This window comes from Bacteroidetes Order II. bacterium, assembly GCA_016788705.1.
Classification (GTDB): Bacteria; Bacteroidota; Rhodothermia; order Rhodothermales; family UBA2364; genus UBA2364.
This window is the reverse complement of record JAEUSQ010000039.1, coordinates 48165-63941: the sequence shown is the minus strand read 5'-3', so window position 1 is coordinate 63941 and position 15777 is coordinate 48165. Positions and strand designations below refer to the sequence as shown.

At 46.5% G+C, this 15777-nt stretch carries 15 protein-coding genes and 1 tRNA gene; 8 read left to right on the top strand and 8 right to left on the bottom strand.

Translation table 11 applies throughout. The annotated features are described in order from the left end of the window. The first annotated feature begins 33 nt into the window (after window positions 1–33). The 4 genes from ribF (at window position 34) to JNN12_10025 (ending at window position 4502) form a co-directional block, all read left to right on the top strand. Window positions 34–969, top strand: coding sequence for a riboflavin biosynthesis protein RibF (gene ribF / locus JNN12_10040; GenBank protein ID MBL7978669.1), 936 nt, complete (start codon window positions 34–36; stop codon window positions 967–969). Between the two features lie 68 nt (window positions 970–1037). Beyond that, window positions 1038–1301, top strand: a complete 264-nt coding sequence (rpsO, locus tag JNN12_10035) for a 30S ribosomal protein S15 (protein MBL7978668.1) — start codon at window positions 1038–1040, stop codon at window positions 1299–1301. A 222-nt stretch (window positions 1302–1523) separates the two neighbouring features. Next, entirely contained in the window at window positions 1524–3776 is a 2253-nt protein-coding gene (pnp, locus tag JNN12_10030; protein ID MBL7978667.1) for a polyribonucleotide nucleotidyltransferase, read from the top strand. Window positions 3777–3902: 126 nt separating this feature from the next. Next, window positions 3903–4502, top strand: coding sequence for a DinB family protein (locus tag JNN12_10025; GenBank protein MBL7978666.1), 600 nt, complete (start codon window positions 3903–3905; stop codon window positions 4500–4502). Here JNN12_10025 and JNN12_10020 read toward each other — a convergent pair. Then, window positions 4456–6228, bottom strand: a complete 1773-nt coding sequence (locus tag JNN12_10020) for a chloride channel protein (GenBank protein MBL7978665.1) — start codon at window positions 6226–6228, stop codon at window positions 4456–4458. The two genes, JNN12_10025 and JNN12_10020, sit on opposite strands and share 47 nt — an antisense overlap. A 276-nt stretch (window positions 6229–6504) precedes the next feature. On the opposite strand from JNN12_10020, the gene JNN12_10015 reads away from it, so the two are divergent. Continuing rightward, window positions 6505–7743, top strand: a complete 1239-nt coding sequence (locus JNN12_10015; GenBank protein MBL7978664.1) for an insulinase family protein — start codon at window positions 6505–6507, stop codon at window positions 7741–7743. Between the two features lie 3 nt (window positions 7744–7746). Continuing rightward, complete coding sequence (locus JNN12_10010; protein MBL7978663.1) at window positions 7747–8574, top strand: segregation/condensation protein A; 828 nt, start codon at window positions 7747–7749, stop codon at window positions 8572–8574. 82 nt (window positions 8575–8656) lie between these two features. Here JNN12_10010 and JNN12_10005 read toward each other — a convergent pair whose 3' ends face one another. Next, window positions 8657–8851: a hypothetical protein gene (locus tag JNN12_10005; protein ID MBL7978662.1), complete on the bottom strand. Its 195-nt coding sequence runs from the start codon at window positions 8849–8851 to the stop codon at window positions 8657–8659. Between the two features lie 273 nt (window positions 8852–9124). Between JNN12_10005 and JNN12_10000 the strand changes: the two genes are divergently transcribed. Continuing rightward, entirely contained in the window at window positions 9125–9607 is a 483-nt protein-coding gene (locus JNN12_10000; GenBank protein ID MBL7978661.1) for a sterol desaturase family protein, read from the top strand. Here the strand turns inward: JNN12_10000 and JNN12_09995 are convergent. The 6 genes from JNN12_09995 to JNN12_09970 all read right to left on the bottom strand — a co-directional run bounded on the left by JNN12_09995 (window position 9604) and on the right by JNN12_09970 (window position 13941). Continuing rightward, entirely contained in the window at window positions 9604–10545 is a 942-nt protein-coding gene (locus tag JNN12_09995) for a hypothetical protein (protein MBL7978660.1), read from the bottom strand. The two genes, JNN12_10000 and JNN12_09995, sit on opposite strands and share 4 nt — an antisense overlap. 8 nt (window positions 10546–10553) lie before the next feature. Then, a complete protein-coding gene (locus JNN12_09990) occupies window positions 10554–11048 on the bottom strand; it encodes a hypothetical protein (GenBank protein MBL7978659.1) in 495 nt (164 codons plus the stop codon). 82 nt (window positions 11049–11130) lie between these two features. Next, window positions 11131–11571: a hypothetical protein gene (locus tag JNN12_09985; protein MBL7978658.1), complete on the bottom strand. Its 441-nt coding sequence runs from the start codon at window positions 11569–11571 to the stop codon at window positions 11131–11133. Between the two features lie 29 nt (window positions 11572–11600). Then, window positions 11601–12038 (bottom strand): hypothetical protein, encoded by a 438-nt coding sequence (locus JNN12_09980; GenBank protein ID MBL7978657.1) that lies wholly within the window; start codon window positions 12036–12038, stop codon window positions 11601–11603. A gap of 262 nt (window positions 12039–12300) precedes the next feature. After that, window positions 12301–12375, bottom strand: a tRNA-Met gene (locus JNN12_09975). Window positions 12376–12432: 57 nt separating this feature from the next. Beyond that, window positions 12433–13941 (bottom strand): helix-turn-helix domain-containing protein, encoded by a 1509-nt coding sequence (locus JNN12_09970; protein ID MBL7978656.1) that lies wholly within the window; start codon window positions 13939–13941, stop codon window positions 12433–12435. Between the two features lie 197 nt (window positions 13942–14138). Between JNN12_09970 and aceB the strand changes: the two genes are divergently transcribed. Next, a complete protein-coding gene (gene aceB, locus JNN12_09965; GenBank protein ID MBL7978655.1) occupies window positions 14139–15776 on the top strand; it encodes a malate synthase A in 1638 nt (545 codons plus the stop codon). Window position 15777 lies beyond the last annotated feature (1 nt).

Sequence of the window (15777 nt, the reverse complement as noted above, 5' to 3'; positions counted from 1 at the left end):
ATAAGGTATGCGGTATCAAAGATTATTGTAATTATGACAATAGAGGAAGGCTGGGAGCAGATTCGTCCCAATCCGGAAAGTGTTTTGACCGTGGGGACTTTTGATGGGGTTCACCTCGGGCATGCAGCCATTATTCAATTTTTGAAACAGAGGGCGGGTGTGATTGGGGGGGTGAGTACTGTGGTCACCTTCGACCCACATCCAAGAGAGGTACTTACCCAACAACCCCAAGGACTACTTTCAACCATTCGAGAGCGGGCTGTGTATCTTGAACATCTGGGCTTAGACCGCATGGTGGTTGTTCCTTTCACCCGTGAATTTGCAGAGACTCCTCCGGAAGAATACATTCGTCGCTATCTGGTGGACAAAATCGGATTAAAGGCATTGGTGATAGGACATGATCATCGTTTTGGTCGTGGGCGCGAAGGAGGCTTTTCTTTACTCCGCCAAAAAGGCCCCGATTTTGGTTTTGAGACCTACGAAATTCCTGCACAAATGGTCTCGGATGAGGTGGTTTCCTCTACGGTAATCCGGCGTTATCTGAAAAAAGGGCAGGTGGAAGAAGCTACACGGCTGTTGGGAAGGCCCTATGAAGTGCGTGGTGTGGTGGTTGTAGGCCGTAAACTGGGCCGAACCATTGGTTTCCCTACGGCGAATATGTTCATAGAACACCCGCGAAAAATTTTGCCAGCAAATGGTAGCTATGCCGTGACGGCCACCTTAGAAAGTGGCGTCCACCTTCAAGGCATGGCCTATGTCGGAAGACGGCCCTCAGTTGAATCCAATGGCGAACGGGGGCTGGAGGTAAACCTGTTTAACTTTTCTGATAACCTCTATCAGCAAACAGTCAAGGTGTATTTTCATGCCTTTATTCGCCCAGATGAACGGTTTGGCACGCTGGCCTTGTTGCAAGAAGCGTTGAAGAAAGATGAGATGGATTGCAAAGCATACTTCTCCTCCTTATATTAATTAGTCTATATAAATTTATTCACAAAAATCTTCTTCCGGATAGACGATTCGGAAGACGGAGACCTACGATGACCAAAGAACAAATTGTCGAATTGGTGAAAACCTATGGTGGCGACGAAAAAAATACGGGCAAAACCCATGTTCAGATCGCCATTTATACCAAACGCATTGCTGAAATTACCGAGCACCTGCAAAAAAACAAGAAAGATCATGCCGCTCGTCGTGGCTTAATCCAACTGGTAGGGAAGCGCCGGAATATGTTGGATTATCTCCACAAAAAAGATGTGGAACAATATCGCCAAATTCTGAAAGACCTCGGTATCCGGAAATAATCGAATCCAAAAATGGCAGCGGCTTCTTGGTGGGAGTCGCTGTCTTTCTTTTAACGGATCCATCTGTCTGTAAATACTTGTTTTGGTTAAAAGTCATACAAGTTGAAGCGGGTATGGAATCCGTCTGTTGAACCAACCACTAAACAAGCTGCGTTGTAATGTTGATGTTTCCCAGGCTTAGGCTTGTGCCCTCTATGTTGTGAACGCGCGAAGGAAAAAAACATGAATGGTATTAACCAAATACTGAACCTCGGCGATGGCCGGGAATTATCTATTGAGACCGGACGTTTGGCCAAACAAGCCGATGGCTCGGTTGTTGTCCGTTTGGGAGACACGATGGTCCTCTGTACCGTTGTGGTAGGTCCACCACGAGATGGCATTAACTTCTTCCCCTTAACCGTTGAATACCGTGAAGGCTTTTCGGCGGGCGGGAAGATTCCGGGTGGCTTTATCAAACGTGAAGGACGTCCAAGTGAAAAAGAAATCCTTTCTGCACGGTTAACCGACCGTTGCATTCGTCCCATGTTTTCGGATGGATACCAGGATGAAGTGCAGATTATGCTTACGGTACTTTCTGCCGACGGGGAAAACGATTCTGATGTAATTGCAGCTACGGGGGCTTCGATGGCCCTGATGTTGTCGGGTGCGCCTTTCCATGGACCGGTTGCCCAAGTTCGGGTTGCGCGTATTGGTGGGGAATTTGTGCCCTATCCCACGATCTCCCAATTATCCATGAGCGATTTTGATCTCGTGGTAGCAGGTACTGCCGACTCGGTGGTGATGGTAGAAGGGGAGATGAAGGAGGTGAGCGAAGAAGATATGATGGCTGCATTAGACTTTGGGCACGGGGTAATCCGTGGGGTCGTGCAAGCACAATTAGATTTGGTTGCCCAAGTAGGAACGATCGAACCCAAAGCCTATACTCTCAACCTTTTGCCGGAAGGCCTGGTGGAAAAAGTGGCCGGGTTGTGTGTGCATGAAATAGATGAACACCTGAACCAACCTTATAATAAAGCCAACTTTTATGGAGGCATCGAAACCATCACCCAAACCGTGGTGGCGACTCTACTCGGCAAAACCGATGAAGAAGCGGGTACGGTGCAGGCAGATGCAACCGAAGAAGGTTGGACGTTGAAGCAAATTAAAGAGGCCGTAGGCAACGTAGAAAAAGACGTAATGCGTAAGGCCATTCTGAATGATGGTCGCCGCATAGATGGTCGTTCCCTCTCTGATATCCGCCCGATCTGGTGCGAAGCGGGTTATTTGCCCCGCGTCCATGGGTCTGCCATCTTTACCCGTGGTGAAACACAGGTGCTGGCCTCTTGTACCTTGGGAACCGATAAAGATGCGCAATCCATAGATCAATTATTTGAAAATCAGGATCGTCGCTTCTTTTTGCACTATAATTTCCCGCCTTACTCTACTGGAGAAGCAAAGCCGATCCGAGGCACCAGCCGTCGCGAAATCGGTCATGGAAAATTGGCGGAACGTGCCCTTTCTTATATTCTGCCTTCTATTGATGATTTTGCTTATACCATCCGTATCGTGTGCGAAGTTCTCGAATCAAATGGCTCTTCTTCTATGGGCTCGGTGTGTTCGGGTATGATGGCCTTGATGGATGCAGGCGTTCCGGTCAAGAAAATGGTTGCGGGTATTGCGATGGGGCTGATCGCCGAAGACGACCATGTTGCGGTGTTGTCGGACATTTTGGGTACCGAAGATCACCTTGGAGACATGGACTTCAAAATTACGGGTACCGAAGACGGGATTACTGCGTGCCAGATGGACATCAAAATCAAGTCTCTTTCCCGCGAAACAATGGCAACCGCCCTGAATCAAGCCAAGGCTGGACGTTTGCACATTCTAAATAAAATGCGCGAGACCATTTCGGAACCACGGGAAGACCTCAAACCGTTTGCACCACGCCTTACGGTGATCGAAATTGATGCCGATTTTATTGGCGCGGTGATCGGGCCAGGTGGGAAAGTAGTACAAGGCATCCAACGTGAAACGGGAACTGTGATTTCTATAGACGAACGGAATGGCAAAGGATATGTAACCATTGCCGCCGTGGATGGATTAAAGGCCGAGGCTGCTGCCAAAATTGTAAAAGGTATTGCCTCCAAGCCTGAAGTGGGCGATGAATTTGAAGGCCCTGTCACCCGAATCCTTGAAATTGGGCCTTTGATCGAAATTCTCCCAGGAAAAGAAGCCTTACTTCATGTTTCCGAAATGAGCTACGAATATGTGAAGAATGTGGAAGATGTGGTGAAAGTAGGGGATATCCTCAAGGTGAAATTGATTGATGTGTTGCCAGACGGAAAACTCAGGCTTTCCCGCAAACCTTTCCTCGAAAAACCGGAAGGTTATGTGGAACGGGAGCGTTCACCGCGCCCTCCACGTCGCGATGACCGCCGTGACGATCGTAGGGGCGGTGGTGGTGACCGTAGAGGTGGCGGCGACCGTCGTCGTTAACCCAATATGCTCATAAAATACAAAAGAGGCTTGCAAAAAATATTTGTAAGCCTCTTTTGTATTCATCCTTTTTGCGACCAACTGTATCATAGGGAATACCAACGCCCCCACCAGTAGATTAACCTAATGCAACCTTCTAAAAGTAATCTGATCCGAGAGATTCAGACCACCTTTACGCAATTTCAGATTTATATCGAGAGCCTACCGGAGGAGGTTTTATTCCGCAAACTTCATCCAGATAAATGGTCTATTGCCGAAAATGTGGAACATCTGAATATCTGTCTGAATCAGACCAATCTGGGCCTTCGATTGCCTAAGATGTTGCTGAAACTCATGTCTGGCACATCCCAGCGGGATTCTCTTACCTATGAAATGCTCGTTGTAGCCTACCGGAACGTCTTAAAATCTGGAGGCCGTGCCCCCGAACGTTATCAGCCACATGAAACCGGCGATCGCAGTACCTTACTTCGGGCCTTTGCTGTGGAAGTGGAATTGCACTTGAAGATTTTAAGAAGTAAATGGAAAGAGGATCAGATGGATATGTTTCTCGTGCCCCATCCATTGCTCGGAAAGATCACAGTCCGCGAATTGATTTATTTCACCATGTACCACATTCGACATCATCGCCAAGCGATCGAAGTGATGGTAGAGCGGATGTACAATCCCGGAGACGGTATGGCTATAGAACCTCCCTTGGGGCCGAGAGTGACTGCCGGTATTGGTTGAAAATACCAGACTTGGAGACAATTCCAAGATATTGCCCATTTTCTACAACGGGTAAGTTCCAGCTATTGGTCTCTTCAAACTTTTTCATGACGCTTTCCATGTCCTCTTGTACTTCTAAAGTTACGGGAGGACGTGTCATGACATCTTCGATTACGAGCCAATGATAGAGGTCACGGTCAAAGATCACATCTTTTACATCATCCAGCGTAATCACCCCCACAAATGTGCCGGAGCGTTCTACAACTGCAAAAAGATTGCGCTTGCTATTGCGTATGGCTTCTACCAAGTCTTCCAACGTTCCATCCGGATGGACAATGGCCACATCTTTTTCTAATAATTTGGTTAGTTTAAGTCGTGTGAGTACGTTATGGTCTCGGTCGGTGGTAAAAATATCGCCCTTGGTGGCTAATTTTTTGGTGTCCATGGCATATTGTTCAAAGTGTCGTGAAATGAACAGTGCCACCGATGCAACAATCATCAGGGGAATAAACAATGCATAACCACTGGTGATTTCGGCAATAAGGAAAATGGCAGTCAGGGGGGCATGCATGACGCCACTGAGGATACCAGCCATACCGACCACCGTAAAACTGGCTTCTGGTAGCCGAATCCAATCAAAGTAGTTGATTAGTCGGGCAAAGAAGAATCCCAGATAAGCCCCCACAAAAAGTGAAGGTGCAAAGTTCCCCCCATAGCCGCCAGAAGCCAATGTGATGGCTGTTGCAAAAACTTTCAGGAGGCAAATGGCCGCGACCAATAGCAATAGCATCCACTCCGTCTCCGGAAGATCGGGTAGAAACGGATGTTGTAACAGCATTTTGGGATTATTTCCTGCCAGAAGCGTAAGACTGGAATACCCTTCTGAAAACAAGGGGGGAAAAAAGGTACACAATAAAACCAGGGCCAGTCCACCCAATGCAGCACGTCGGTAGGGGTGGCGTTTATATCGTAAAAAAAAGCTTTCAATCCAATGGGTAACACGGGCGTAGTACACACTCTGAAGCCCCGCCAGCACCCCAAGCCATAAATAAAAAGGCAGGTGGTACGCCTCGAGGCCATCCGAAATACTAAAGGCAAATAAGATTCCTTCGTTCAGGAGTAATTTAGAAAACAGCGCTCCAGTTGCAGATGCGATTAATAACGGAATGAAGTGACTCACGGCTGCTTCGGTGAGTAATACTTCGATAGCAAACATCACCCCGGCAATAGGGGCATTAAATGCGGCAGCAATGCCCCCTGCTGCACCCGATGCCAGCAAAAGAGTTCTTTCTGGGTAATTGGTTCGATAAATTTTACCATAATTGGCGCCAATTGCCGATCCCGTAGCCACAATAGGGGCTTCAAGCCCTGCCGACCCCCCAAAACCAACCGTTAGGGCACTGGCAATGGCATGAAGATAGGTGTTAACGCGGGGAATGAAACTGGATCGCTGGGCAATGGCATATAACACACTTGGGACGCCACGTTCCAATTTTCCTTCAAAAAATTGCTGAATGACCCAAACCGTTAAGAGGATTCCGGCAAACGGAAAAAACACATAGGTCCAACCAAAAACACTAACACTGCTTAGAAACTGTTGGATATAGTGAACCGACGATTTGAGCAAGACCGCAATTGCACCCGAAGTAATGCCGGTAAGCGCTGCAAGGACCATAACAAACTGTCCTCGGCTGAGTCGTTTCCGTATCACGTTGAGGATCGGTTCGGTGTAGCGTAGCCAAAACATAACAGTATCGGGATAGGAGGTCGTCGCTTGTATTTAGGGAGACAGAGGGTGTATCAACATACGAGTGGGTGGTATCCGAAAGTACGGCATTTTTTATCAAGAGGGGGATAAATTGTCATCTTTTTGCGGATCTGTGATGGCGGAGAGCGAATAACCGTTGGCGTTGCTCCAAACTGGGGCGGAAGTAGCCCATTATCACCAGAACTTTTCAAAGACTTCCAAACCGATCCTGTCCGAGATTTGGTATATTCATCGTTCTATCAAAAAAAAGGAAATATGACGCAAAAAACAGTACTGGCCAACGGAATCCGGGTGGTGACGGAGACGATCCCGACAGTCAGAACCGTATCAGTAGGGGTTTGGGTGGATAGTGGTAGCCGTGATGAAGTGAAAGGGGAAGAGGGGATGACGCATTTCATCGAGCATATGGTATTTAAAGGGACCCAAAAACGCAAGATGAAGCAAATTGCCGCCTATCTGGAATCGGTGGGCGGGTATTTGAATGCTTTTACAGGTAAAGAGAATACGTGCTATTATGCCCGAGCACTGGCAGAGCACGCAGAACGGGCCATAGACCTATTAACAGATCTGGTTTTTTGTCCAACTTTTCCTGCATCAGAATTGGACAAAGAAAAGGAAGTGGTGGTAGAGGAGATGAAAATGTATGAAGACGACCCCGAAGAGTCCATTTTCGACCACTTTGAGCGAGCTGTTTATGGCGACCAGCCAATGGGTAATCCTATCATTGGGTTTCCTGAAACGGTAATGGCTTTTACCCAAAGCCAGTTATTGGCATTTGTCGAAAACCGCTACCAGCCTCAGCGTGTGGTAGTGGCTATTGCTGGCGCCATTTCGCATGAAAAAGTGGTACGTTTGGTAGAGAAATATACAGCAGGGGTGAAGCAATCCGAAGCAGGCTTCCCAGAGCGGATATGGTATGCAGAAACCGCCCAAAGAAAAGAAATACCGAAACCGATTCAACAAGCGCACTTGATACTGGGAACCACTTGTGCGGGTTTGCGCGATGAATCTCGTAGAAATGTACTTTCGGTTTTGAATACAATGCTGAGTGGTGGTATGTCGAGCCGGCTCAACCTGAATATCCGTGAAAAGTACGGTTATTGTTATAGCATCTATTCCAGTCTGAATGTGTTTTCGGATGTAGGCGATTTTAGTGTATATATGGGCACAGATGCCACCAAAATTGACCGCGCCCGAAACCTGATACACCGCGAATTAGCCCGCTTTGTGGAAGAACCGATTCCTATTCGCTTGATGGAGCAGGCAATAAAACAGATTAAGGCTGGTTTGATGTATGAACTGGAAGGGACGACCAATTGTATGATGCGCATTGGTCGGATGGAATTGTACTTTGGTCGCTTTTATTCGCCAGAGGAAATAGCGGAAGCGGTGGATGCAGTACAGCCCAATGATCTGAAACAGGCAGCACAAGCGCTTTTTATACCAGAAAATTTTGCCGAAGTGGTCTATTTACCTACGCTGAATCAGGAATAAAAAATGGACTACCGTATCCAACTTACGGAATTTGAAGGTCCGTTAGACTTGTTACTGTATTTTATCCGGCGCGACGAAATAGATGTTTTTGATATTCCGATCGCTCATATCACCCAAGAATTCCTACAATATGTCCAAGCCCTGAAATTGGTCAACTTAGATGTGGCTGGGGAATTTGTGTATATGGCGGCTTTGTTGATTAGTATCAAGACAAAGATGTTGCTGCCGAGACAAGAAATGGACGAAGAAGGCGAACCTCTAGACCCCCGGCGTGAATTGGTGGAGCGCCTGCTGGCTTATATCCGTTTTAAGGAGGGGGCGGCACATTTGGAAACGGCATACGAAGCCCGTAAAGACCAGTTTGTACGGGGAATGGCTGGAATGGTACAAGAATATGTGGAACCAACCGAAGCCATAGAGTATCGGGTTTCTATTTTTGGCCTCATCTCGGCACTTCAACGGGTCTTGCGCCAGGTTCAGGAAGCCCCGCCTGTACATGCTATTGCGGCAGAAGCCTATTCAATCGAAGACCAAGAATCGTTTTTGCTGGAAAGAATGCAAAGATCAGGACGGTTGAGTTTTGTGGACACATGCGTTGGAAAAAGCAAATCTTTTATTATTACTACTTTTTTGGCCATTTTGGAGATGGCCCGGAAGCGCATAATCTGGATTATTGAACGTACAACCGAGTCCGATTTTTTTATAGAGCCGTTTCAAGAAGAATCGTATGTCGCATCGGGGCTTGAACCCGACATGGCGGATGCTACCAGCAAAAAACAAAAAAAGCAGTTCGATAAAACAGGAATCATACGCCCTGATCCAGAAGGATGACGTTCATCGTGGAACCATAGCCTATTGTGTTCCGAATAGTATGGATTTTCAAGCAATAGGTTGTTCGATCCCTCCTGCTAATCTAAACTTGTAGCTCATAGGCTTCGTCATTGGTGAGACCGAGTAGCTTCTGTAGCTCAATGACGTCTGCCGGGGTGATGTGTCCCATTTCAGCAAAGGCAATGATATAACCGTAGCGTGCACAGGCACGGTATTTATCTGATAGGAGGTCTGCGTCCTCGTGTATGGATAATTTTAAGCGCTCAAATTCGGTCATGATCGGCGTTGGTTATTGTTCCTTGTTTTTGTATCTGGACGGTATTAAACAGGGTTGTCTCGTTCTGTGAAGAAGAAGCAAGGCCAATGGAAGGTGTTGTTTTGGAGGCAAGCGAAAAGAGGCATTGTGACCTTTCAAAACGTTCGAATCCAATCGGTAAGGTCTATATTCATCATCATGCCTTGCGGTCAAGCCACGCTGAAAAAAGACAGGCGGTTGGACATAAGACTGATTTTGGATGTAATTTCAGATCCGTCATCAAATATCGTAGTTATGTCACTTTTACTTTGGACTATCGCCGGATTCTGTTTAATGGAATTAGCAGCCTATGTTTTGCATCGCTGGGTGTTTCATGGATGGCTTTGGCGGATTCATCGCACACATCATGAAACATCGCAGGGTGTTTTTGAAGCCAATGATGTGTTTTCGGTAGGTTTTGCAGCCGTTTCCATTGCGATGATGGCCTATGGATGGCGTCCAGAAGTGCCTGATTATTGGCTGGGTCTGGGTATTGGCATTGCCATTTATGGAATGTTGTATTTTATCATTCACGACTTGTTTACGCACAAGCGATTTTGGCCCTTTAAGTCCGATAACAAAGCCTTACAAACAATTCGCCGAGCACATCAGCGGCACCACCAAACCACTGAAAAAGAGGGCTACGAACCCTATGGCTTGTTTTTATTTCCCTATAAACAATTTTGGACGCCCTTCCGACGAAGGGGTCTCTCGCCCAAAAACAAAACTAATACCTAAGCAACCAAATGTTCTGGTGTTGGTTTAGGGAACTTTTTTAGGTCGCGCAGGCATTCATGGCCGAAGGCCGAGAGCGAAAGCAGGATCATGATACCAGCAAAAAGCCAAAGACCCAGAAAAACAGCAATACCTACGTGTAAAGCAATCATATTGAACAACCAAAAGACCCTGATGCGCGGAATCCACATCCCAACGCCATACAAGGTCTCGATAAACAACGTCCACCAGCCCAAAAACATAGGGATAAAGGGATAATCGGCCACCCAATACATGTCTAATAGACTCTTAAAAAAAGGATGTGTCATGGAGTGCCACAAAATATCGCCGTTCCACCATTCATAATTCCACATTTTGCCGACACCTGCCGAAAGATATGCAAAACACATGTGTATTTGTAAGACGCGAATCGCTACTCCTGTCCCCCAAGTGGCCTCGGACGAGACCAAGCCCAACTTAACATCTAAAGACCATGCTTTTGAAACAGGGAATACCATCATGTAAAACAATGCGATGTGTATAAAAATGTCTAAGCCATAAAAAAAAGTGGGAATACTTGCCATGATTACAATGTGTAGAAACCAAGTCACGATCGCAAAGATTCTGGTAAGTAAGCCCAATGCCACCATCCCTAATGCGGCTACATACACCCAGAAAAATACGTAAATACTGGCTTCTTCGGGAATACCAACCCATCCCAGCAACTGGCTGATATGTTCGATGTGGACCTCCCAAGGATTGTTAAGCGCACGAGATATTTCCCATTGTATCCAGCCATATCGCCCCAAAAAAGCCTCCCAGTCTGGCAACCATAGCAATGCCTGTACGATACAAAATAACGAAATGGCGATCCTGAAAAATCCTAATGGGGCGGGAGATTGGGGCGTCTCGAAAAAGGCTATTACGCGATTGATGAGGGGCTTGAAGGAAAATGAAGACATATTGGTGTTTATTGAGCGGCGAATTCTGCAAAATACACTTCCTTAGGCTGGTTTCGCTTGCCAGCTTTCCATTCTCGCAAACTGGGATTCTGCATTCCCAAAAGACTTACATCCACCTTTACCGCCTCCCGCCTTTGGTTTAACATCCGCACTGCTACGGTATGGGAGAGCAAGTCTTGATAGGTGGTATCTTGCCGGATATAAACGCTTAGGCCGTAAAAGCGGTTATAGGATTCGTGGGCATGGGTAAAATACCGGAACCCCTTTTGGGTGTCTAAAACCACCTTCGAACCACCCCACTTGTGCAAGGTATAGCGCTCGAAAGCAACACTGCCTACTTTTTGTGAAAAGAAGCCAAAACTCCAGTCGCCGAAATAAAGATCATTCATAACCGCTGTAAAATAGCTGAAGTTGGTGCGTTCTAATTTACCCAATACTTGGAAAAGCGCCAAGGTCAGAAAGCAAAAATGCACAACTAACAGGGTTCTGATAAGATATTTCATAAGCCGTTTACAAGGTTGAGGGCGCAAAACAAGAAAGGGGAGACCGAATGGTGCGGCCTCCCCCAAATAATTACCATCCGATTTATTGGTACTTATTCAGAATCGTCTGAATTTTTTGGGCTTTGGCTTGCCCAACAACCGATTCAAAAGATTTTAAGTCGGATTTGTAAATGAATACATAACCGGGATCGCGGGCAATGAAGGTCATCCCTTGTAATTCTCCTGGACGACGAATTTTGGAGACAGCCTTCACTTCAGAAAGTCCCATGTTTTTGGTTCCGATAATGCTGCCATCCGAAAAACGGATAAAATATTGGTTGGTATTTACACCTTTCAATAAGTTAATCAATTCGGCTTTGTCGGCTGCATCAACAGTACCACGGCCAAGGATAAATCCTTTGTGTTGCTGGCGCAAAGTGGCAATCTTGGCGTCTGTTAAAGCGGGTTGCGCGTAGGAGGCAGTTCCCATGACCAAAAACAATAAACATAGGAAGGCTAACTTGGAAAATAAATTGATTTTCATGGTTCGGTTATTTGAATGAATGCGATTGATTAAAAGCGATTGGCCAATTGTTGGATCTTAAGGGCCTTTTCCTGACCAATTTTGGATTGGAACGCCTGAAAATCGGTGGTGTAGATGTAAACATATTCAGGCCCTTCTACAATGAAGGTAATGCCTTGTGTGCTGCCCGGTCTGCGGATTTTGGAAACGGCTTTGACTTCAGATAAGCCAAGATTCTTTTTCCCCATTGTTGTACCATCTGCAAAACGGACAAAATAGAGCTTAGGATCAACATCCTTTAGGAGCGCTTTTAGCTGGTTGCGTTCAGCAGCCGGAAGGTTACCACTGCCCAATAAAAAGCCTTTGTTTGAAGCCTTGAGCTGGGCTACTTGTGTTGCAGAAAGGGGGCTTTGCGCATTTGTTTGACCTAATAGACCTGCAACAAAGGCGAAACATAGGACCATGCCTAGTTTGGTGATGAATTTCATAGTAATACGGATTGATTTGTGTTGATTAGTATGAGAGGAATGGCGGTTGAAAATGCATTCTCGGTACTAATATCGGGAAAAGGTTTAATGTTTAAAATATATGAAGACATCGTTTTTTCATATTCATCTAAAACGCATAAATTTTTCAGGGCCTGGAATATGTCCAAGAAAGTACAAAGGCTATCGAGGCAATAATCGAAAAGATTATGGATGAAATAGAGAAAGGCAAAGCACAAAAAAAAGCCGACTTTTTAGGTCGGCTTGGTTGCGGGGGCGGGATTCGAACCCACGATCTTTGGGTTATGAGCCCAACGAGATACCACTTCTCCACCCCGCGATATAAGATTTTCAATATAGGGAAAGAAAACCATAATAGCAACTCTTCGGTTCTGATTCACGATTGCTTAATGTTCTGGATCCAGTTTTGGAAAATTTCTTGCTGCTTTTGTTCTTGTATGTGTTGGTCATAGATGCGTGCAGGAGCAACACGGTCGGTACAAGAAAGCGGGGATAGGCTACATCTTTCGCATGTTTCATTCACTTGGACGACGGCGATTGAAGGATCGTTCCAGAATTTAACGACCGACTTGAGTTGTTCGTCCATCATCAAGCCGATGGTGATGGCGGAAAGATGTCGTTCTTTCAGGAGTAGCCGTCGTGAGATGGACAAACTGAGAAAATTGGCTTGTGCATCCATAAACTCCAGTCGTTTTAGGCTGACAGCCTCTTGGTGTGGGCTAGAGGGAGGGAATTGCGACAATGCACGTAATTGGGCCAATGCCGTCCAGCGCCTGCAATAGTGCTCATTGAGTCCTTTTCCGTGGTACATAAAAACAGGCGAAAGGTTTAGTCGCTTGGTCAGCAAAAAATCATCGGAGCCGATGGGGTGGGTGAACCGTTGGTAGTACAAATGGCGCAAACCCAGTTTTCCGGGGACGAGTTGGCTGAGTCGGTACAAAAATAGTTCTGGCGTTACCGCATAACGTGCTTTAATTTGGGAGAAGTGTTGTACGTCCCAATGCGTTTTAGAGAATAATTTTTGCAACTCATCAACAATGGTATCGCCGTCCAGCATGACCGCTCCGGCAAAATAGGAGGCTTTAAAATATGAGAGCAGGCCCTCAAATGTCTTAGGAGGCCCCAATTGGCTTCCTGAAACCACGGGCGCATCCGGTAGGGTCAATATTTTAAATCCCAATTCGCGTAACAGGATGAAAATCCGTTGTGAAGCCCATAATTTGGGATTGATGTAGAGCCGTTCTGGTGCCCCTTCGATTCTTACCGAGCGAATTTCAGGCATACCCAGTGCGTCGGGAAGGCCATCAAAAAATACATGTTGTCCAAAATGCTTTTGGGCAAGGTGTACCAAGGCGTCGCCGCTTGGATCGTTTTGTATAGACCACTGATAGGTTTTCCGGAACTGTACGGCGGCTTCTTCGAGTTCGGGAAAATAATTCCGCTTCATGGCCTGAAACGAACGCAGGGCCGCATGAAGGAAATGGTCTATGTGCATGTCGTATTCACCCACAATTTCGGAAAGGGTTTGGATGAGGGCAGAGGCACTATGGGGTTCGCCTGCCACTAATTCAAGCAAATCTTGGCCCGTTATTCCAAAAATTTCAAAAGGAAAAGAGCGCATCATCTCGGACCCAAGGAGGGTTTTTAGCGGATCGAGTTGGTCTGTTAATTGGGTAGAAACGAGGTTGTCGAAGGATAAATCCAATACTTGAGACAGCAATAATAACTTTTCCGGTTTGGGGTATTTTTTGCCCTTTTCAATTTCGCTGAGGTACGAGATGGAAAGGCCTGTTTTTTCGGCAACATCGCGGAGAGACAAGTGGCGCTCGGTGCGTTGTGTTTTGATTTTGAGTCCAAGGATGAAGCGGAGGTTCTCTGAGGTCATGAGTATTGGGGTAAATGTTCGCTAATGGCGAAAATACGACAAATGGGGAACGTGATTGTGAATAAATTTAGTTTAGGGCGGAAAATTTAGTTATTAGCGAAATTTCGCTTGCATAAAATATTTTCGCTTATTATCTTATTGTTACCGTGATACCAGTGATTAGGCCGACATCCTTTAGTTCTAAACCTGTAATAGATATGAAAGTCTTGATGGAAAATGTTGCTTTTATTCCGGAAGCGCTTGCGGATAATGTAGATATTCATCAGTCTGCTAAAACGAAGAAAGCCATTGCAATTTTGCCTCCACGTGTTGTTCAGGTACTTGAAAAATTACATATCCAGTTTCAGCCAGAGCGGAAAAGGCTTTTAGAAGTACGCAAAGTGCGGCAATTGGCATATGATGCAGGCGTTTTACCCGACTACCCTACCGAAACAAATCCGGAAGCGCGTTTGAATTGGCAGGTTCCTGCCATCCCGGCTGATTTACAGAAGCGACGGGTCGAAATCACGGGGCCTGTAAACAGTGCCAAAATGGTGGTTCAAATGCTCAACCGCAATGAGGCCGGATATCGGGCGGATACCGCCATGTTAGATTTTGAAGACTCTATGAAGCCGTCGTGGGAAAATGTGGTGGATGGGGTGTTGAATGTGATTGCTGTAGCCGAAAACCGCCTACAGACCATAGAAAATGGAAAACATTATGTGCTCAATCCAGATGATCAGGCCGTAATGATGGTACGGGTTCGTGGGCTGGCACTCGAAGAATCCAATCTTCGCATCAACGGGGAACCCATTTCAGGCGGGCTTTTTGATTTGGTGCTGACATGGATGCATACGGCCCCAAAACTGATTGCACAGGGCAAGACGCCCAAGTATTACATTCCGAAGACCGAATACCACGAGGAAGCACGTTGGTGGAATGCGGTTTTTGTCGCCCTTGAAGAAGAAATTGGGGTTCCTGAAGGCACGCTCCGGGCCACTTTTTTGATTGAAACCCTTCCTGCTGCTTTCGAAATGGAAGAAATTTTGTACGAATTTCGTACCCATGCTGCTGGCATGAATGTGGGGCGTTGGGACAAAATCTTTAGCGACATCAAAGTCCTCAAAAACCATCCCAATCGCGTAATGGGTGATCGGGCCACGATTACCATTCAGCCCGATACGCCTTGGATGTACCAATATGCCCGTCGGCTGATTCAGGTTTGTCATAAACATGGTGCATTTGCTATTGGTGGGATGGCCGCCTTTACGCCAGGTAAAACGCCAGAGCTACGGGCTGCCCAGACGGCAAAAGTAGTGGCGGACAAAGAGTTGGAGGTGTCGCTGGGGCATGATGGTTGCTGGGTATCGCACCCATATTTCATTAGACCAGCTTTGGAACAATTTACACGGGACAACCAATTGGAGGTGCTTCAACACGATTTGGAAAACCAACCGGACTTGTTGCCGCAAGGCCGAGGGCCATATACCATCGAAGGCCTACGAACCAATGTACGTGTGGGGATTGCTTATCAGGAAGGGTGGAGCCGTGGTATTGGTTGTGTGGCATGGGATAACCTGATGGAAGATTTGGCGACGCTGGAGATTTCGCGGGCACAAGTGTGGCAATGGCTGAAACATGGCATCACTTTGGAAGATGGGCGGATGGTCACCAAGGCCCTGGTTTCTTTGGTTTTTGAAGAGGAACTTCAGAAAATTGAACAGGAATTGGTGGACGCCAATGCCAGCATACAAGTACTAACCGCCTTTAAAAAAGCTGCATTCGATGCCGAATCGTTGTTTTTGCAGGAGGACTTTAGGCCACATCTGGCCATTGCTTCCAGTTTGGCGCAGTAAT